The following is a 19,782-nucleotide window of genomic DNA, read 5'->3' as shown; positions in this document are numbered from 1 at the left end:
TAAGAATTCGGTATTAGATAATTAATAAATCGTTTATGTTTTGGGCAAAGATATGCGAAAGTTGAGAAATGGAGGGTATGTAAATGTGTCAAAAAGGAGAGATTATAGCTCTAATCTCTCCTTTTTGTGATGTTTTTCGGTCTTTTCTATTTGGTTTGTACTTGTTTCATCACCCGGAGGAAATTTCCACCCCATATCTTGGCGATGTCTGTTTCTGTAAATCCATGTTCCAGCAGACGGACGGTGATATTGATGAAATCATTGTCCCCATTGCATCCTTTGACCCCGCCTCCACCGTCGAAGTCCGAGCCAATGCCCACGTGGTCTATGCCTGCCACTTCAACCATGTGCAGCAGGTGTTTCATGAAGTCCGTAAGGTTGGTTTTCTTGGCATCCGGGTTCAGGAACTCGTCTACCAGGCAGGCTTGAGCCACACCGCCATGTGCGGCAAGGGCGCGTAGCTGTTCGTCGGTCAGATTGCGGTCGTGTCTGTAGATGGCGCTTGCAGAGGAGTGGGAGACTATGACCGGTGCTTTTGAATATTTCAGTACATCCCAGAAGGTGCTTTCGGCTGCATGGGAAAGGTCTATCATTATTCCCAGCCGGTTCATTTCTTTCACCACTTTTCTACCGTAAGGACTTAAGCCGTTCCAACGGGCAGTCGTGTCCGAAGAACTGTCGCAGATGTCATTGTTGCGGGTGTGGCAAAGGGTGATGTAGGTAACGCCTGCATCATGGAAACGGGTGATATTCTTCAAATCCTTGCCGATGCCGTATCCGTTTTCGATGCCAATATAAAAAGCTTTCTTTCCTTCGGTCTTGAGCCTGGACAAATCATCGGGCGTGCGGGCTATGGCACATTGCTCCCCGTTCATCTCCACTTGTCGGTAGATGTGGCGTATCAACTCATCCACTCGGTCAATGGCTTTCAGACTGTTCTCTTCATCGCACGGGCCTTGGCGCACCCAGCATGCCAGGTATTGTCCATCCAATTTTCCTTCTCGCATCTTGGGCAGGCAAACCTGCGTTTTTTCGCGCGTACCTATATTATAGGAAACGTCAAAATCAAGTGGGGTGTCTGTATGCGTGTCGAGGGAGAGGATGCGGCGGTGAATCTCTTTGGCATGCCGGTAGGTAGCTGCCTTTTGAACCAGAAAATAGAAGAATCTGGCAGAGATGCTGTCGCCTGCCGTAGCCAGAGCTTCGGGATGGAATTGCACACCCCATATCGGATATTCGTGGGAAGACTCTATAGCTTCGGGAATACTGTCTGACGACCAACCCGTTACGCTGAATCCCGGGGCAACTTGCTTGACCGCCTGGTGATGGTGAGTATTGGTGAAAAGTTGTGTCTGTCCGGTTATGGATGCCATGGCAGAACCGGGAGTGAGGTGGACGGTATGAGTTGGTATACTGCTCGGTTCCTGCTGCTGGTGGCAGACAGTGGTGTCGGGATGCTGGGTAGGGATATCCTGATAAAGGGTTCCACCGAAAGCTACATTGATTAACTGTTCTCCCCGGCAGATGCCAAACATCGGAATGTTACGCCGGGTAGCCAGGCGGATGAGTGCCATGTCGTATACATCACGCAGGGAGTCCACCTCTCCCAGCTGTTCGATGGGCGATTCATTGAAATAGGAAGGGTGGATGTCTCCTCCTCCTATCAGAATGATACCGTCCAGCCGGTTGGCAATGTCTGTCAAGACAAGGCTATCGGTAGTGATGGAAATCAGTATAGGTGTTCCACCTGCCTGGATTACAGACTCGGTATACGTCATCTGTGTAGATGAGCTTCGGCCCGGATGTGAGCAGGAAATGCCGATGAGAGGGGCTTTCCTGGTTGTTTTTTGGTTGGACTGTCCCATTGCCCAATATGGACATAGAACGAGCAGTGCTGTTAACAGTAGTTTGTTCATGGTTTTCGGGGGGGATTCTTTTTCCTGCAAAGTTATAAGAAATATTTAAGCCGTCCAAGAAGTTGGATGACTTGTGAATTCGGGCAGTTTATTGGCAGAAGAACATTATATTCTTTGTTGGTGGAGGAAGTGTGTTATATAACATGCTTCCCGATGTTGCTTTTCTTTGAATTAATGCCTAATTTGCGCCTCACAAAAAGTTAACGGCATCATCGTATGTCAGGTTATTCACTTAAAATCTTAATATATCATGAAAGTATATCAGACGAATGAAATTAAGAACATTGCCCTCCTTGGCAATGACGGCTCGGGTAAAACCACTCTCACGGAAGCGCTGCTCTTTGAGAGTGGTATTATAAAACGTCGCGGCAGGATTACTGCCAAGAATACAGTCAGCGATTACTTCCCGGTGGAGCAGGAATACGGCTATTCTGTGTTTTCCACCGTTTTCCATGTGGAGTGGAACGGCAAGAAACTGAATATCATTGACTGCCCGGGTAGTGATGACTTTGTAGGGGCTGCCATGACGGCGCTCAACGTTACAGATACTGCCATTCTGCTGCTGAACGGGCAATACGGTCCCGAGGTAGGTACGCAGAACCATTTCCGCTACACCGAGAAACTGGGCAAACCGGTTATTTTCCTGGTAAACCAGCTCGATAATGAAAAGTGCGATTATGATATGGTGCTTGAGCAGTTGCAAACCATATACGGTCCGAAGGTGGTGCCCGTGCAATATCCGCTGGCTACCGGACCGAACTTCAATTCGTTGATCGATGTACTTTTGATGAAAAAATATTCGTGGGGACCCGAAGGTGGCGCTCCCATTATTGAAGAAATTCCGGCCGAAGAAATGGAAAAGGCTACAGAACTGCACAAGGCTTTGGTAGAAGCTGCAGCCGAACATGACGAAGGCCTGATGGAAAAATTCTTTGAGCAGGACTCTTTGACAGAAGACGAAATGCGCGAAGGTATCCGCAAGGGACTGGCTTCACGAGGTATGTTCCCGGTATTCTGCGTCTGTGCCGGCAAGGATATGGGTGTACGCCGTCTGATGGAGTTCCTGGGTAATGTGGTGCCGTTTGTGGACGAAATGCCACCGGTGCACAATACACGCGGTGAGGTGGTGAAGCCGGATTCTAACGGACCGACTTCCTTGTATTTCTTCAAGACTGCCGTTGAGCCGCATATCGGTGATGTTCAATACTTCAAGGTTATGAGTGGTAAAGTGCACGAAGGTGATGATTTTACCAATGCAGACCGCGGTTCCAAGGAACGCATCGCGCAGATTTATGCTTGTGCCGGTGCCAACCGTATCAAGGTAGAGGAAATGGTAGCCGGTGACATCGGCTGTACAGTGAAACTGAAGGATGTACATACCGGCAATACATTGAACGGTAAGGGCTCTGAAAACCGTTTCAACTTCATTAAATATCCGAACTCCAAATACTCACGTGCTATCAAGCCGTTGAACGAGTCGGATACAGAAAAGATGATGGTTGCTTTGAACCGTATGCGAGAGGAAGACCCGACGTGGGTGATAGACCAGTCTAAAGAATTGCGTCAGACTATTGTACACGGACAAGGTGAATTCCATTTGCGTACCTTGAAGTGGCGTCTGGAAAACAATGAAAAACTGCAAATCAAGTTTGAAGAACCGAGAATACCGTATCGCGAAACGATTACCAAAGCTGCCCGTGCGGATTATCGCCATAAGAAGCAGTCGGGTGGTGCAGGCCAGTTCGGTGAAGTTCATCTGATTGTTGAGCCTTACTACGAAGGCATGCCGTTGCCCGAAACCTATAAATTCAATGGTCAGGAGTTCAAGATGAACGTCAAGGGTACCGAAGAAGTTCCATTGGAATGGGGTGGCAAGCTGGTATTCGTCAATAGTATTGTGGGTGGTTCCATTGATGCACGTTTCATGCCGGCCATCTTGAAGGGTATCATGTCACGTATGGAGCAGGGACCGTTGACTGGTTCGTATGCTCGCGATGTACGTGTCATCGTATATGACGGAAAAATGCATCCGGTTGACTCCAATGAAATCTCCTTTATGCTGGCGGGACGGAATGCGTTCAGCGAAGCGTTCAAGAATGCAGGCCCGAAGATTCTAGAACCCATTTATGACGTGGAAGTATTTGTTCCGTCGGACAAGATGGGTGATGTGATGGGGGACTTGCAGGGACGCCGTGCCATGATTATGGGTATGAGCAGCGAGGCCGGTTACGAAAAACTGAGTGCTAAGGTGCCTTTGAAGGAAATGTCATCCTACTCTACGGCACTTAGCTCACTGACCGGTGGACGTGCTTCGTTCATCATGAAGTTTGCCAGCTATGAACTCGTTCCGAGTGATGTGCAGGATAAACTGATTAAGGAATTTGAGGCAAAGCAAGCTGAAGAATGATTTTCAGGGGTTGGTAGTTTGGCTGTTGTAACTACCGGTTGCTAATATAACAATTGTTAAAGCCGTTGTTACTTCATGGCAAGTAATAACGGCTTTTTTCATTAACGTAGATTAAGAACATGCAGAATTGTGAATTGAATGATTAATTTTTTATTAAATTTGCAAACCAAAGGCTTGTGTTTTTGTTATAATGCTCATAATACAACCTAAAAAATGGTCTTCGGTTAATTTACGAGAACGTCCGGTTAAATCAGGTTAATTGGTTAGGAGTGTTAATTAGGGAGTGTTAATTTTGTGACTATGAAAAAGTCAACTATATGGATATTAGGTGTTGTTATGGGGCTTTCCTTCCTTAGTTTGCTGTATCTGCAGATAAGCTATATTGAGGAAATGGTGAAGATGCGTAACGGACAATTTGATGAATCGGTGAAGCGTGCGTTGATGGCTGCTTCGAAAGAGGCAGAGTCCGCAGAGGTTGTGCGTTGGCTGAATGAGGATATCTCCGAGGCAGAAAAGAAGGCGTGGGAACAATCGCAGAGCAGTAGCGGAGTGATGCGTACCCAGCGGTTTGTGATGACAGCTCCGGATGGCAGTGTCCGTTCTTCGGTGGAATTGAAAACTTTCAGTAACGAGCCTTCTGAATTGCCAAGAGCAATGATTTCACGCAAACATGGAGCAAAAACCATTCCTCAGACTTCACGCTCGCAGATAGAGATGCTTAAAAACCGCTATCTTTACCAGCGTGCATTGGTAGACGAGGTGGTGTTGCAGATGGTATACAATGCCAGCGACAAGCCGATTGAGGAGCGTGTTAATTTCAAAAGTCTGGACCAGTATCTAAAAGCAGGTCTGATAGAGAATGGTCTCGGTGATATGGATTATCACTTCAAGGTGATAGACCGGGAAGGTCGGGAGGTATACCGTTGTGCGGATTATAGCGATGCAGGGAGTGAAAGCTCTTATTCGCAGCCATTGTTTTTGAATGACCCACCAGCCCGTATGAGTATCGTCAAGATACATTTTCCGGGAAAGAAGGATTATATCTTCGATTCGGTCAGGTTTATGATACCGTCGATGATATTTACTTTTGTACTGCTGGTGACGTTCATCTTTACGATTTACATCGTATTCCGCCAGAAGAAGCTGACGGAGATGAAGAATGATTTCATCAACAATATGACGCACGAGTTCAAGACGCCGATATCGACGATTTCTCTGGCGGCACAGATGTTGAAAGACCCGGCTGTGGGCAAGTCTCCGACTATGTTCCAGCATATATCGGGTGTCATCAACGATGAAACGAAGCGCTTGAGGTTCCAGGTAGAAAAAGTGCTTCAGATGTCGATGTTTGACCGTCAGAAGGCTACTTTGAAGAATAAGGAACTGGATGCCAACGAGCTGATAGCGGGTGTTATCAACACGTTTACACTGAAAGTGGAGCGTTATAATGGAAAGATTGAATCGGAGCTTAAAGCTACCAACTCTGCCATTTTTGCCGATGAGATGCATATCACCAATGTGATTTTCAATCTCATGGATAATGCAGTGAAGTATAAACGTCCGGATGCGGATCTGCAACTGACGGTGAAGACTTGGAATGAGCCTGGCAAACTGATGATTTCCATCCAAGATAACGGCATCGGCATCAAGAAGGAGAATTTGAAAAAGATATTCGAGAAGTTCTATCGCGTGCATACAGGTAATCTGCACGATGTGAAAGGCTTCGGCTTGGGACTGGCTTATGTGAAGAAGATTATCATGGATCATAAGGGAACTATCCGGGCAGAAAGTGAACTGAACGTAGGAACTAAATTTATTATTGCATTACCTTTATTAAAAAATTGATTGATATGGACGAGAAACTGCGTATTTTATTGTGCGAAGATGATGAAAATCTTGGCATGCTTTTAAGAGAATATTTACAGGCAAAAGGTTACGCTGCCGAGTTATATCCCGATGGAGAAGCAGGATACAAGGCTTTCCTGAAGAATAAATATGACTTGTGTGTGTTTGATGTGATGATGCCGAAGAAAGACGGATTCACACTGGCACAAGAAGTGCGTGCGGCCAATGCCGAAATACCTATTATCTTCTTGACGGCAAAAACATTGAAGGAAGATATTCTGGAAGGTTTCAAGATTGGTGCCGATGACTACATCACCAAGCCCTTCAGTATGGAAGAGCTGACTTTCAGAATTGAAGCTATCCTGAGACGTGTTCGCGGAAAGAAGAACAAGGAGAGCAACATCTATAAGATTGGTAAGTTTACATTCGACACGCAGAAACAGATTCTGGCGACTGCCGAGAAGCAGACTAAACTGACCACCAAAGAATCCGAACTGCTGGGCTTGCTTTGTGCACATGCCAACGAAATTCTGCAGCGTGACTTTGCGTTGAAGACTATTTGGATTGATGACAACTATTTCAATGCACGTAGTATGGATGTATATATCACAAAGCTGCGTAAGCACCTGAAAGAAGATGATTCGATTGAAATCATCAACATTCACGGAAAAGGATATAAACTGATTACTCCGGAAGCTGAGTCTTGATGAGACTCGGCTCCTCTGGGGGAGAGAAAATAAAAAAGGCGGTTTGCATGTATATGCTAACCGCCTTCTTTATTTCTTTTCTTTTGATATTAGTCGACAATTCTCTTGTTGATGACAATGTAGGAAATCAATCCCACTACAACCAAAACGGCAGAACTGCCCAAGATGGCATTGTTGTTAACATTGCCGGTAAAAGAACATGCAACCAGGATTACAGCTCCTATTACGACTAATATCAATCCCAGATTTTTTAATAAGCCTTTCATGTGTGTGTATTTTAATTAGATTATTATATTCTTTCGTATTCTTGTCACAAAGAAAAGCATAATTCTTTAACAAGCGAAATTATTTTTGCAAAAAATCCATATTTTAATAAAGAATGGAAGATGAGGAATGAAAAATGACGCTTCATCCCCTTGTTTTCTCCTCCCTTAATCTCTAATCCTTAACCCCTAATCCCTATATCTTAGTCCTTCGTATTGAAGAAAATCTTCCTCAGCACCTCCTGGCTCACACTGAGCTCTTCGATGGTGATGCCTTTCAAGGCTTCTTTGAGGGTCTGGTTGGCAATGACGCGCGCGCGTTCTTCCAGCTCCTTGCCGTCCTTGGTCAGATGTATCAGATTGGTTCGGCGGTCTTTCTTGTCCGATATGCGCACGACGAGATGCTGACGCTCCATATTGTCTATCAAGCGCGTCATGCTGGGCTTGTCTTTGAAAGTTGCATTACACAACTCTTGTTGCGTCACCCCGTCCTTTTCCCATAAGAAGATGAGGACGGTCCACTGTTCCGGAGTAATCTCCAAACCGTTCTGGCGGAAGTTGCGGGACAGCTTTCGGTTAATGGCAGCCGACACTTTACCGTTCAGTATGGCAAAGATAAGGCGGATATCAAAGTTGAATTGCTCTATCATGAAATTATTGTTTAAACAACTTTGCAAAGATAGTGCAAGCCGAAGACAATTCCTATATCCCTACACAAAAAAACATTAAATGTTTGTAGTTCAAAATAAAATGTCTACCTTTGCACCGCATTTTTAAAACGAATAATTTATTTATTTAATTAAACGAGTATGAATCAATACGAAACCGTTTTCATTTTGACTCCCGTTTTGTCTGATGTTCAGATGAAGGAAGCGGTAGAAAAATTCAAAGGCATCCTTACTGCTGAAGGTGCTGAGATTGTAAATGAAGAAAACTGGGGACTGAAGAAGCTGGCATATCCTATCCAGAAGAAGTCAACCGGTTTCTATCAGCTGATTGAGTTCAATGCAGAACCTACTGTCATTGAGAAACTGGAAATAAACTTCCGTCGTGACGAGCGCGTTATCCGTTTCTTGACTTTCAAGCAAGACAAGTACGCTGCTGAATATGCTGCGAAGAGAAGAAGTGTTAAATCAACTAAAAAGGAGGATTAATCATGGCACAACAAGTTCAATCAGAAATCAGATATTTAACTCCGCCCTCAGTAGACGTTAAGAAGAAAAAATACTGCCGTTTCAAAAAGAGCGGTATTAAGTACATCGACTACAAAGATCCCGAATTCTTGAAGAAATTCTTGAATGAGCAAGGTAAAATCCTTCCGCGTCGTATTACCGGTACTTCTTTGAAGTTCCAACGTCGTGTAGCTCAAGCTGTGAAGAGAGCACGTCACTTGGCGTTGCTGCCCTATGTAACTGACATGATGAAATAATAGGAGGAGGAAAGTATGGAAATTATATTGAAAGAAGACATTGTAAACTTGGGTTATAAGAACGACATCGTAACAGTAAAGTCTGGTTACGGTCGTAACTACCTCATCCCGACTGGTAAAGCTGTCATCGCTTCACCGGCTGCAAAGAAAATGTTGGCTGAAGAGCTGAAACAACGTGCTCACAAGCTGGAGAAAATCAAAAAGGATGCTGAAGAACTGGCTGCTAAGCTGGAAGGCGTATCATTGAAGATTGCTACTAAGGTTAGCTCTACTGGTACTATCTTCGGTTCTGTTGGTAACATCCAGATTGCTGAAGAGTTGGCTAAATTGGGTCACAACATCGATCGTAAGATTATCGTTGTTAAGGACGCAGTGAAAGAAGTTGGTAACTACAAGGCTATCGTTAAGCTGCACAAGGAAGTTTCTGTAGAAATTCCTTTCGAAGTAGTTGCTGAAGAAGCATAAGAAAAGACTTCATAATGATAAGGAAGCCCGGTTCTGATAAAGGACCGGGCTTTTCTATGTTCGGAGCGTATGTGTGTGAGCTTATTGAGGGATACGTAAAGCTGCGGTTATAGAGGTTTACGAATCTGAAGTAGAGGTTTACGCGCGTGGTATAGAGGTTTGGCAAGAATACTCTTGTGTCTCTTTACGAGGTTACTAATGCAAAAAAAAAGAGCATATCCACTCAGGGGTATGCTCTTTGCCTTATTGTCAGCCAATAATTCTTTTAGTTTCTTGGCAATGCTTCTTTCACTACCATTTGGCGGCCTACATATTCTGCTCCATTCAGTTTGTTGATTGCTTGTTGGGCTTCAGCAGCTTCGGGCATCTCTACGAAGGCAAAACCTTTTGATCTGTTTGTATTACGGTCCATAATCAGTTTTACTGATTCTACTGTTCCATACTCTTCCATTACTTGTCTCAAATCTGATTCCCTAACGTTGTAGCTAAGGTTTCCAATGTACATATTCATAAAATACAAAAATAAAAAATTAATAATTCAATAAAGGAGTCTTAGGAAGTTGTAGTCAGAAATGAAAATTCTCAATGTGGCTAATCGAGGAGAAACATAGTGAAACGTAGATCGTAATAAACCTCTTATTGTTTTGTTGATGCAAAGTAACGGCTTTTATTTGGTATATGCACTATACTTTATCATTTATCTGCCATATAATACCCTTTTTTGTGAAATAAGACCAAGACTTAACAATTGGAAGGGAACAGAAGGAGAGGATAAGACATAAAAAAAGTCTGGTGTGCTTGTATGCACGTCAGACTTTCAATTCTCTCGAGTGTTGTACTGAAATTATTCAGCTACAACAGCTGCGCTATCTACTGCTACAGTGTCAGCTGCTGCGGCTGCTGCGGCGGCTTCAGCTGCTGCTGCTTCTACAGCTGCGATTGAGTCAGCGATACGGATAGAATCTGCAGTTGCTTGTTCAGCGTTAGCTGCTTTGTTGCCACAAGATGCGAAAGATACTGCTACGATAGCTGCAGCCATCAAAACTAATTTTTTCATTTTCTTTACTTTTAAAACGTAATACAATCAATTGCTTTATTAAAACGTTGCAAAGGTATGTACTTTTTGAATATGTTGTTCTCGAAACCCCAACTTTTTTTATATTTTTTTTGGAGCTTCGGCTGTTTTTATCCCTATCTATATGTTTTACAACATATTAATCTTCGGCAATGCTGTTGTATAAGTATCTCTTGATACTTCTTTTGGGCGTTTTCTCAAATTCTGTTGGATAAAGTTGGATTTGGCTTACTTTTTCATAGGCTGCCACACTATTATTCAGATTTTTGAGATTCTCATCCATAATGGTTTTGAGGTTGTCCGGCTGGTTCAACCCTAAAGAATCCAAGGCTTCATAGTCGGCATAAACCAGTGCCACCAGTCTTTTATTCCGTTCGATGACAAGACTTTCCAGGACGAAAGGCATGTTGTTGAGCCGTGCTTCTATCTCTTCGGGGAAGATATTCTGTCCACTGGAACTGAGAATCATGGTTTTGCTGCGTCCGCGTATGTATAGGTTGTTGTCGTCGTCCAGTGTACCCAAGTCGCCGGTGCGAAGCCATCCGTCTTCGGTGAAGACTTCTTTGGTGGCTTCGGGGTTTTTGTAATAACCCGTCATCACGTTCTCGCCACGTACTTGTATTTCGCCGAGTTTGTCGTCCGGGTTTTCCTTGTAGATACGGGCTTCCATGATGTCGAGTACCCGTCCGGAGGAAGTCGGGACGAATTCATTCCAGGGAGCGTAACTGATGAGAGGGGCACATTCAGTCATGCCGTAGCCGATGGTGAAGGGGAACTTGATGCGGTGGAAGAATTCTTCCACTTCCGGGTTCATGGCCGCGCCTCCTATGATGACTTCCTTGAAACGTCCGCCCAGTGCGTCAATCAGTTTCTTGCGGATTTGCCCGTATATCTGTCCGTCGAGCAAGGGAATGCTGAGTGCCCATTTCATGGTCTTTTTGTTGATGATGGGCTGTATGACATTCTTGTATATCTTTTCAATGACAAGGGGTACGGTGATAATCAGGTTGGGTTTCACTTCCTCAAAAGCTTTCATCAGAATCTTTGGGGAAGGTACTTTTCCCAACAGTGTGACGTGTGTGCCGACGGCCGTGGCGGTAAGGAAATCGAATGCGCAGCCGTATGCATGTGCCAAAGGCAGGAAAGAGAGCACTTTGTCCCCTTTCTTCAACAGCTCGGTACGTATGCCGAAGGTGACGTTGCCGGCCAGGTTGTTTCCCGTCAGCATGACGCCCTTACTGAATCCGGTGGTGCCCGAGGTATAATTCAGCAGCATGACCTTGTCGTTGGAAAGGTCCGTGTAAACGATGTCTTCCTTGCGGAACCCGTTCGGGTAGGTCGCTTCCATTTCATCGCCCAGATGCTTGAGGAAACGCTGGATGGTTTCGCCGTCCCGCTGATACAGACAGCGGAAGTCGCTCAGCGAGAACACACCGCGAATTCCGGTAAGCCGTTCTTCTTCCAGATGTTCCCAAATGGCATCGCTGGTGAAGAGGAACGTCGATTCGGAGTGGTTTACGATATGATGGACATCATTGGGGTTGAAGTCTTGCAGAATGGGGACTACGATACCACCGTAGGTGATGGTGGCCATATAGGCGATGCACCAGCGGGCATTGTTCTTGCCGATGACGGCTATCTTGTCGCCGCGGCGCAGTTGGCAGTACTTGAAAATAAGATGCAGTCTGGCTATTTCTTGTGCCACTTCGCCATAAGTATAGCTCTCGTTTTCTCCATAGTTGGTATAGCAGGGGAGGTCCCAATTCTCGCGGAAACTATGCTCGTATAGTTTGATAAAGTTCTCTTGTATCATTGCACAAATTTTAGTTGAGTGTGCAAAAGTAGGAAAAATAGATTAATAATGTATATATTTGCAGCATAAATGTGTTTATAAGCTCATGATAGATACCAATATATTTCAAGATAAGACGGCGGTTTACTATACGTTGGGGTGCAAACTGAACTTCTCGGAGACCTCTACTATCGGTAAAATTTTGCGGGAAGCGGGCGTACGTACGGCGCGCAAGGGTGAGAAAGCGGATATTTGTGTAGTGAATACCTGCTCGGTGACGGAAGTGGCGGACAAGAAGTGCCGCCAGGCCATCCACAAACTGGTGAAGCAACATCCGGGTGCATTTGTCGTGGTGACCGGTTGCTATGCCCAGCTGAAACCGGAGACGGTGGCAAAGATAGAAGGTGTGGACGTCGTGCTGGGAGCCGAGCAGAAGAAGGACTTGCTTCACTACTTGGGCAATCTGCAGAAGCACGAGACCGGTGAGGCCTACACTTCCGCTTTGAAGGATATACGTTCGTTTGCCCCGTCTTGTTCGCGTGGCGACCGGACACGCTTCTTCCTGAAAGTGCAGGACGGCTGCGATTATTATTGTTCCTATTGCACCATTCCCTTTGCCCGCGGACGTAGCCGTAACGGCAGCATTGCTTCTATGGTGGAGCAGGCCAGCCAGGCGGCTGCCGAAGGTGGAAAGGAAATTGTATTGACCGGCGTCAATATCGGAGACTTCGGCAAGTCTACCGGTGAGACTTTCTTCGACTTGGTGAAGGCGCTGGACGAGGTGGAAGGCATTGAGCGTTACCGCATATCCTCCATCGAGCCGAATCTGCTGACAGATGAAATCATAGAATACGTGTCCCGTTCCCGGCGTTTCATGCCTCATTTCCATATACCGCTGCAGTCGGGCAGTGACGAGGTGCTGAAGCTGATGCGACGCCGTTACGATACCGCCTTGTTTGCCTCGAAGATAAAGAAGATAAAGGAAGTGATGCCCGATTCCTTTATAGGGGTAGACGTGATTGTGGGTACCCGTGGAGAGACGGAGGAGTATTTCGGGCAGGCTTATGAGTTTATCAAGAGCCTGGACGTGACGCAGCTCCATGTCTTCAGCTATTCGGAGCGTCCCGGCACGCAGGCCTTGAAGATAGACCACGTGGTGGCACCCGAAGAAAAGCACCGCAGGAGCCAGCAATTGCTGGAGCTTTCGGACGAAAAGACCCGTGCTTTTTATGCGCGCCATATCGGGCAGACGATGCCGGTGTTGCTGGAACGTCCCAAACCCGGACTGCCGATGCACGGCTTCACTCCCAATTATATCCGTGTGGAAGTCCCTCATGATGCTGCCTTGGACAACCAGCTCGTGTCTGTGCGCCTGGGCGATTTCAATGCCGACGGCACCGCACTCTTGGGAGTAATGGAATGAGGAATGCCGCCTTTGCAACAAATAACTCATAACTTATAACTCATAACTGACGAAGTGAAATCAAAAATTGTCTATTGGTTGACTTATGCGGGCATGTGGCTTGTGGCACTTCTGCCTTTCCGGGCGCTTTATGCATTGTCTGACGGGCTGTACTTCCTGATGCGCCACGTCGTGCATTATCGGAAGAAAGTCGTTCGCCGCAACCTTCGCAATTCCTTTCCGGAGAAGTCGGAAACCGAATTGATGGAGATAGAGCGCAAGTTCTACCATTATATCTGCGACTATATGCTGGAAGAGGTGAAGATGCTGCGCATGTCTTTCGAGGAGCTCTGCCGCCGGATGAAGTATGATAATAAGGAAGAATACCTTGCCATGATAGAGAAGCATGGAGGCATTGTACTGTTGATTCCCCATTATGCCAATTTTGAGTGGATTATAGGCATGGGGGCCATCATGCATCCGGGCGACATCCCGGTGCAGGTGTACAAACCGCTAAGCAATAAGTATCTGGACGAGATGTTTAAGCATATCCGCGCCCGGTTCGGAGGATACAATGTGGCGAAACATTCCACGGCACGCGAAGTGATAAAGCTTCGCCGTGAAGGCAGGCGGATAGCCATCGGCCTGATTACAGACCAGTCGCCCAACCGCAGCGAGGCCCATTATTGGACCACTTTCTTGAATCAGGACACCGTGTTCATGGATGGTGCCGAGCGCATTGCCAAGCTGATGGACTTCCCCGTCTTTTATTGTGAATTGGAACGGACATCCAGGGGATATTGCAAAGTGCTCTTCGATTTGGTTACCGAAACTCCCAAGCAGACGGCGGATGGCGAGATAACCGAGTGCTTCGCCCGTCGTCTGGAGCAGACCATCCGGCGCGAACCGGCTTATTGGTTCTGGTCTCATAAACGCTGGAAAAATAAACGAAAAGAATCTGTGCAACATGGATAAGATTGCTGTTGTCATATTGAATTGGAACGGATGTGATATGCTCCGTTCCTTCCTTCCCTCTGTTGTGCGTTTTTCGGAGGTGGATGGTGCTGTGGTGTATGTGGCGGACAATGGCTCTACGGATGCTTCCGTGGCAATGCTCCGTCGCGAGTTTCCTTCTGTGCACTTGATTCTGCTGGAAGAGAACCACGGTTTTGCCGACGGATACAATCTGGCATTGAAGCAGGTGGAGGCAGAATATGTAGTGCTGCTCAACTCCGATGTAGAGGTCACCGAGCACTGGCTTGTCCCGTTGGCAGAGTATATGGATGCCTATCCGGAGACGGCCGCTTGCCAGCCGAAGATACGCAGTTGGCGTAACAAGGGGCAGTTTGAATATGCCGGAGCTGCGGGAGGTTTCATCGACCGCTATGGCTATCCCTTCTGCCGCGGCCGTATTATGGGCGTGGTAGAAGAGGACAAGGGGCAATACGACACGGTGATACCCATTTTCTGGGCTACGGGGGCGGCTCTGTTCATCCGTCTGGCAGACTACCGGGAAGCGGGTGGGCTGGACGGACGTTTTTTTGCCCACATGGAGGAGATAGATTTATGTTGGCGGCTTCGTGCCCGTGGCAGACAGTTGGCATGTATACCGCAGAGTGTGGTATTTCATGTGGGAGGGGCCACTTTGAAGAAGGAGAATCCGCGCAAGACCTTCCTCAATTTTCGTAATAACCTTGTCATGCTTTATAAGAATCTGCCGCAGGAGGACTTGGCGTCCGTGATGCGTGTACGTGCGGTGCTCGATTATGTGGCTGCGTTCAGTTTCATGCTGAAAGGCCAGTTACCCAATGCTTTGGCCGTATTCCGTGCGCGCCGTGCCTACCACTCCCTCCGCACTTCATTAGCAGCGTCCCGCAAAGAGAATCTGAAAAAAACTACGCTTGCCGTAATACCGGAACGGACAAAAAACAGTATATTGGCGCAGTTTTATCTGCATGGAAAGAAATTCTTTTCCCAATTGTAGGAACTGTTGCCTTTTATAATTGTTCAATCTATTAAAGGTTTTGAATTATGGAAAAACTAGTTAGAAAAATCGGATTAGTGGCACACGACGCCATGAAGAAAGACCTCATCGAGTGGGTACTGTGGAACTCGGAATTGCTGATGGGGCATAAATTCTATTGTACGGGCACCACGGGTACCCTTATCCTCGAAGCCCTCCGGGAGAAACATCCTGATGTGGAGTGGGATTTCACTATCCTTAAATCCGGTCCTTTGGGCGGTGACCAGCAGATGGGCTCGCGCATTGTGGACGGAGAGATTGACTATCTTTTCTTTTTCACCGACCCGATGACCCTTCAGCCGCACGATACGGATGTGAAGGCGTTGACCCGCCTTGCCGGTGTGGAGAACATCGTGTTCTGCTGCAACCGCAGTACGGCAGACCATATCATTTCCAGCCCGTTGTTTGTCGACCCGACGTATGAACGCACTGTTCCCGATTACAGCAACTACACCAAGCGGTTTGCAAATAAGCCGGTGGTGGCCGAAGCGGTGGAATCGGCAAAGAAGCGGAAACGGAAAAAATAAGGATGAAACTCGGTTCTACTGGGCATTCTTAATCTATCGCTACCCTTCGTTCATGGACAGCCCACACTGGTGCGATAGCCCACCCTTGCCGTTTGAAGTCATAGAGTTGCACAATAATGGTGTTGGTGAATCTGCCCATTCTATGTCGTTGAGGTATTGGTAGGGGAAGCGGAACTCTGTGAGGTTTATTTTCAATAGTTCATTCCTTCTGAAGTCTGCATAGTTGTATGGGTTTGTAAAGTCGTAAGGGGTGGGCAGGTAGAGGGCATTTCTCCAATGAAACTCGGAGCTGTATTTGATAGCAAGCGGCCGGTAGCAGGAAGAGAGCGACGATGGGGAGTAATGCCAGTCGTTGTATAGCGTTTCTCATTGACTTTTTGTTGATGATGGGGCAAAGGTACGGAATATTGGTATCAATGGTTGTATTCTACGGCCGAAAAGTTGCTGCATGCTCACTGCAGAACTTCTGTATACATTTTGCAGCGCCACTGCAAAAAGCATGCAGTGTCTTTGCAGTGGGAAGTGTCTGTGTATCAATAGTGAATGGGGTGATTCGGCAATCTGTCATTCTCCGCGGCGTTGGCATATTTCCACTCCTGCAGCCTCTATATCCGCGCCCATCGGTGGATTGCGCTTTGCCAGCTTGAGGGTTATTTCTTCTATCTGTGGGAAGTCGTGGAACAATCGGTTTATAATTCGCCCGCATACATGTTCCAATAGTTTGGAAGGAATGTCCATCTCTGCCTTCACAGCTGTATGTACATCGGCATAGCTCACGGTGTCGGCTACGTCGTCCGTTTCTGCCGCACGCCGGATATCAACTTGCAGGCGCAGGCTGACGGTAAACTCATTGCCTACCACGGTTTCTTGTTCGCCCACGCCGTGATGGGCGAAGAAGCGAAGCGTGTCAAGGAAAATATAACTGGTCATTACTTGTAGATTGTTTTCTGCAAACTTACTGATATTTTGTGGTACGGGCAAATCAGTATCCGGTTATTACGATTCAGGTTGCGGATTGTATTCTGTAAAATATAAAAATAGCGCGAAATTGTTTTTTATAGAATACAATTATGTGAGGGTCGGAATAAACTTATCGAACTATTTTAGGCACGGAATTATACGGGTTATCACGGTTGCTTTCAATATTATCCGTGATTGTCCATGTAATCCGTGCCTAAAATAATACTTTGCTAAGAATCCTTTCTTATCTTCCGGTGCTTTCTATCATGCACCTTATTTTCTCGTTCAAGCTTTCTGCCTTCATCAGTTGTTCCAGTGTCAGGTGCATGCGCCAGCGCCAGTAGTGCCGCGGGTTGGCAGGAATATTGATGCGTTCTTCCTGCACGTTCGGGTTGCGCCATTTGCCGTCCATGGACATCCAGTCTTGCAGGGAGAGGATGCAGAGGATGGAGTTGCTATGGAGGTGATTGCGAACCACTTCTTCGCAGAGCTCCGGCGTGGCCGTTGCCGGTGCGGCACCGTAGTGCCCGAGCATGGTGTTGTAGTAACGCTGCGTCTGTTGGAAGTCTTCTTCCCACCAGCCGCGCAGGGTAGACATGTCGTGCGTGGAGATGGTGCAGACCGAACGGTACGGATACCAGTCAGTGTGGCCGAATTCTTGTTTCGGGTCTTTCGGCATACGTTGTATCTCCAGGGAAAGGATACGCAGGTCGTTCATCACCCATGCCACGCAATCGGGAATCATGCCTAAGTCCTCACCGCATACCAGCATGCGCGTGGACTGTGTCAGTTGCGGTAGTTTCTTCATGGCTTGCTGTCCCCAGAAGTCATTGTGGCGGTGATAGTAGTACTGGTCATACAGCCGGTTGAAGGCAGCCTTTTCCCAATCGTTCAGTGCGCGGTAGATGTAGTCGTGCTGCACGCCGATGCGCGGATGGTATTCGTGCGGATTGTTGCGGTCGGGCACGAACAGCACATCGCTGATAAGGGCGTAAAGCCCGTCACGAATCCAGATGCTGTCATCGTCCGTCTTTCCGGCAAAGTAGGCTTCCACTTTGCGCTGGGTGTCGAACTCGGGACGCATGCGGTAAACCTCCCACGTGTCTGTCGGCTCTATGAAGGTCTGCTTCACATAGTCTGTATGCGGGCCGAAGATTTGTCCGAGGAAGTACTCATGGATATAGGGCTTCAGGAAGAAGTCTTCGCGGAATGCCAGCCCGTAGCTTTCTATCTCCTCGCGCGTCATGGGCAGGGCGGGGACGAATTGTCCCAACAGCCCGTGTACGGCGTGCATCGGTATCTCCCAAATGCGGAAGAAGCCGAGGATATGGTCTATGCGGTAGGCATCGAAGTATTCTGCCATTTTGTGGAAACGCTTCATCCACCAGGCATAGCCGTCTTTCTCCATGACATCCCAGTTGTAGGTGGGAAAGCCCCAGTTCTGCCCGTTCACGGAGAAATCATCGGGCGGTGCGCCGGCTTGGCCGTTCAGGTTGAAGTAGTGGGGTTCCTTCCAGGCTTCCACACTGTTGCGGCTGATGCCGATGGGGATGTCGCCTTTCAGCACTACGCCGTTGGCGCGCGCATGCTCGGTGGCGGCAAGCAGTTGCAGGTGCAGATTGAACTGGATGTAGTAGTAGATGGCAATATGCGGATAGTCGGCAGAGTCCGGCCGGCACAATGTCTCTATCTCCTTGGCATCGTAGGTGGCATACTTGGGCCACTCGCGGAAATTCGGGGTCTTGTAGGCATCACGCAGGTAGCTGAAGACGGCATATGGCTGCAACCATTCCTTGTTGGCCTCGTAGAAATTACGGAATGCATCCGAGGCCAGCACCTTTTCCCCTTCCTGCTTGAAGATGAGGTGGAAGTATTCCCACTTTGTTTTGTTCACAGCTTCGTAGTCCACGGCGGGCAGGGCATTCAGTTCTTTCTGGCGTTTGTTGAATTCGGCCATCACCTTCTTGTCCTTCAAGCTGCCCAACTGCTTCAGGTCGGCGTACATGGGATGGAAGGCATAGATGGAGATGCTACTGTAAGGGTAGGAGTCTGTCCAGGTATGCGTCATGGTAGTGTCGTTGATGGGCAGAATCTGCACCGCCTTCTGATTGGTGGCAACTGCCCAGTCAATCATGCGCTTCAAGTCGCCGAAATCGCCTACACCGAAGCTTTTCTCGGAGCGTAGGGAGAATACGGGTACGGCTACTCCGGAACCTTTCCATGCAGGAAGATTGAAGTATACATAACGGTCGCCGACAGCCAGCGTTTCGTTGGCGGCTATCTGCGGGTCGGCCATATAGCGGTTGGGATTGTTCTCCCAGGCCACGGCACGGCGCTCTTTCTTGTTGTAAAGGACGAATTTATACTCCAGCGGGAAGCTGATTTTACCGGCATCCACTTCTACCTGCCATTCGGGGAAGTCGATGTCGCTCATAAGGGCAGCTTTGTCCGGGTTCCAGTCACCCAGCGCCTTCTGGTTTCCGCAGAGTGCCAGGCAATGGTCACTGTCTATGCAGGGGGCGTACGCCTTTATCAGCAACCCCTTTTTGTAGCTTTTCGGGGCGGCACTGCGTTCGCGATGCGCCAGCAGGGATTCTGTGAAAGCGGATGTATAAAAATACTGCTGCTCGGGCAGATTCTTCCAACAATCTTCTATGCGGTAAACTTTCTTCGGATTGTCTGCAACGTGCAGGATGCGTGGCAGGCTGTTCCACTCTGTCCGTATGGTTCTGCCATCTCGATAGATGTGGTAACTGTATTCGACGCTTCCATTACCGGGAATCTGGATATCCACTTCCGCGGTCCAGTGAATGCCGTCTACAGTGTGCAGGGGGGTGGCTTTGTTGGGCTGGTTGTTGCCAAGTTCCGGGATGGAACCCAGGACTCTGACTTCTTCACCCCAGCTGGTGCGATACTCGATATTGAATATTAGTGTCATATTATATTAGATTTAGAAATAGCAATAGCTGCA

At 47.5% G+C, this 19,782-nt stretch carries 18 protein-coding genes; 10 read left to right on the top strand and 8 right to left on the bottom strand.

What is annotated here, in order from left to right; all coding sequences use genetic code 11:
- Nucleotides 1-146: 146 nt before the first annotated feature.
- Nucleotides 147-1,916, bottom strand: coding sequence for a gamma-glutamyl-gamma-aminobutyrate hydrolase family protein (locus CSD97_RS06750; protein WP_098032138.1), 1,770 nt, complete (start codon nt 1,914-1,916; stop codon nt 147-149).
- Nucleotides 1,917-2,166: 250 nt separating this feature from the next.
- On the opposite strand from CSD97_RS06750, the gene CSD97_RS06745 reads away from it, so the two are divergent.
- The 3 genes from CSD97_RS06745 to CSD97_RS06735 all read left to right on the top strand — a co-directional run bounded on the left by CSD97_RS06745 (nt 2,167) and on the right by CSD97_RS06735 (nt 6,875).
- Nucleotides 2,167-4,323: an elongation factor G gene (locus CSD97_RS06745; protein ID WP_005830172.1), complete on the top strand. Its 2,157-nt coding sequence runs from the start codon at nt 2,167-2,169 to the stop codon at nt 4,321-4,323.
- 300 nt (nt 4,324-4,623) lie between these two features.
- On the top strand, nt 4,624-6,168 hold the full coding sequence (locus CSD97_RS06740) for a HAMP domain-containing sensor histidine kinase (protein ID WP_005830174.1): 1,545 nt from the start codon (nt 4,624-4,626) through the stop codon (nt 6,166-6,168).
- A gap of 5 nt (nt 6,169-6,173) precedes the next feature.
- Entirely contained in the window at nt 6,174-6,875 is a 702-nt protein-coding gene (locus tag CSD97_RS06735; RefSeq protein ID WP_005830176.1) for a response regulator transcription factor, read from the top strand.
- Nucleotides 6,876-6,964: 89 nt separating this feature from the next.
- On the opposite strand, the gene CSD97_RS18905 is transcribed toward CSD97_RS06735, so the two are convergent.
- Together CSD97_RS18905 and CSD97_RS06730 are read right to left on the bottom strand one after the other, a co-directional pair.
- Nucleotides 6,965-7,141 carry a hypothetical protein gene (locus CSD97_RS18905; RefSeq protein WP_005830181.1) on the bottom strand — a complete coding sequence of 59 codons (177 nt, stop codon included), beginning with the start codon at nt 7,139-7,141 and terminating at the stop codon, nt 6,965-6,967.
- A gap of 200 nt (nt 7,142-7,341) precedes the next feature.
- The gene (locus tag CSD97_RS06730; RefSeq protein ID WP_005830183.1) at nt 7,342-7,788 is read right to left on the bottom strand and encodes a MarR family transcriptional regulator; all 447 of its coding nucleotides are present in this window, start codon (nt 7,786-7,788) and stop codon (nt 7,342-7,344) included.
- 159 nt (nt 7,789-7,947) lie between these two features.
- On the opposite strand from CSD97_RS06730, the gene rpsF reads away from it, so the two are divergent.
- The 3 genes from rpsF to rplI are packed head-to-tail and all read left to right on the top strand — an operon-like array spanning nt 7,948 to nt 9,032.
- Nucleotides 7,948-8,292, top strand: a complete 345-nt coding sequence (gene rpsF / locus CSD97_RS06725) for a 30S ribosomal protein S6 (RefSeq protein ID WP_005657357.1) — start codon at nt 7,948-7,950, stop codon at nt 8,290-8,292.
- A 2-nt stretch (nt 8,293-8,294) separates the two neighbouring features.
- Nucleotides 8,295-8,567 (top strand): 30S ribosomal protein S18, encoded by a 273-nt coding sequence (gene rpsR / locus CSD97_RS06720; RefSeq protein WP_004288442.1) that lies wholly within the window; start codon nt 8,295-8,297, stop codon nt 8,565-8,567.
- Nucleotides 8,568-8,582: 15 nt separating this feature from the next.
- Nucleotides 8,583-9,032 carry a 50S ribosomal protein L9 gene (gene rplI / locus CSD97_RS06715; protein WP_005830185.1) on the top strand — a complete coding sequence of 150 codons (450 nt, stop codon included), beginning with the start codon at nt 8,583-8,585 and terminating at the stop codon, nt 9,030-9,032.
- 265 nt (nt 9,033-9,297) lie between these two features.
- Here rplI and CSD97_RS06705 read toward each other — a convergent pair whose 3' ends face one another.
- The 3 genes from CSD97_RS06705 to CSD97_RS06695 form a co-directional block, all read right to left on the bottom strand.
- Nucleotides 9,298-9,543 (bottom strand): RNA-binding protein, encoded by a 246-nt coding sequence (locus CSD97_RS06705; protein WP_005830186.1) that lies wholly within the window; start codon nt 9,541-9,543, stop codon nt 9,298-9,300.
- Between the two features lie 333 nt (nt 9,544-9,876).
- Nucleotides 9,877-10,089 (bottom strand): hypothetical protein, encoded by a 213-nt coding sequence (locus CSD97_RS06700; protein WP_005833237.1) that lies wholly within the window; start codon nt 10,087-10,089, stop codon nt 9,877-9,879.
- 157 nt (nt 10,090-10,246) lie between these two features.
- Complete coding sequence (locus CSD97_RS06695; protein ID WP_005833234.1) at nt 10,247-11,920, bottom strand: long-chain fatty acid--CoA ligase; 1,674 nt, start codon at nt 11,918-11,920, stop codon at nt 10,247-10,249.
- Between the two features lie 85 nt (nt 11,921-12,005).
- Here CSD97_RS06695 and mtaB point away from each other — a divergent pair, with 85 nt between their 5' ends.
- From mtaB to CSD97_RS06675, 4 genes are read left to right on the top strand one after another with little or no spacing between them, the layout of a single operon-like run.
- Nucleotides 12,006-13,322, top strand: a complete 1,317-nt coding sequence (gene mtaB, locus CSD97_RS06690; protein ID WP_005830199.1) for a tRNA (N(6)-L-threonylcarbamoyladenosine(37)-C(2))-methylthiotransferase MtaB — start codon at nt 12,006-12,008, stop codon at nt 13,320-13,322.
- 54 nt (nt 13,323-13,376) lie between these two features.
- A complete protein-coding gene (locus tag CSD97_RS06685) occupies nt 13,377-14,276 on the top strand; it encodes a lysophospholipid acyltransferase family protein (protein ID WP_005833230.1) in 900 nt (299 codons plus the stop codon).
- Complete coding sequence (locus CSD97_RS06680; RefSeq protein WP_016273034.1) at nt 14,269-15,285, top strand: glycosyltransferase family 2 protein; 1,017 nt, start codon at nt 14,269-14,271, stop codon at nt 15,283-15,285. The genes CSD97_RS06685 and CSD97_RS06680 overlap by 8 nt, the downstream gene beginning before the upstream one ends.
- 47 nt (nt 15,286-15,332) lie before the next feature.
- Nucleotides 15,333-15,851: a methylglyoxal synthase gene (locus CSD97_RS06675; protein ID WP_005833226.1), complete on the top strand. Its 519-nt coding sequence runs from the start codon at nt 15,333-15,335 to the stop codon at nt 15,849-15,851.
- A gap of 564 nt (nt 15,852-16,415) precedes the next feature.
- Here the strand turns inward: CSD97_RS06675 and folB are convergent.
- Both folB and CSD97_RS06660 read right to left on the bottom strand, forming a co-directional pair.
- Nucleotides 16,416-16,781, bottom strand: coding sequence for a dihydroneopterin aldolase (folB, locus tag CSD97_RS06665; RefSeq protein WP_005830212.1), 366 nt, complete (start codon nt 16,779-16,781; stop codon nt 16,416-16,418).
- A gap of 274 nt (nt 16,782-17,055) precedes the next feature.
- The gene (locus tag CSD97_RS06660) at nt 17,056-19,749 is read right to left on the bottom strand and encodes a 4-alpha-glucanotransferase (protein ID WP_098032137.1); all 2,694 of its coding nucleotides are present in this window, start codon (nt 19,747-19,749) and stop codon (nt 17,056-17,058) included.
- Nucleotides 19,750-19,782 lie beyond the last annotated feature (33 nt).

It is taken from the genome of Bacteroides sp. AR29 (assembly GCF_900217715.1).
GTDB lineage: Bacteria > Bacteroidota > Bacteroidia > Bacteroidales > Bacteroidaceae > Bacteroides > Bacteroides uniformis.
This window is presented reverse-complemented; position numbering and strand designations above follow the sequence as displayed.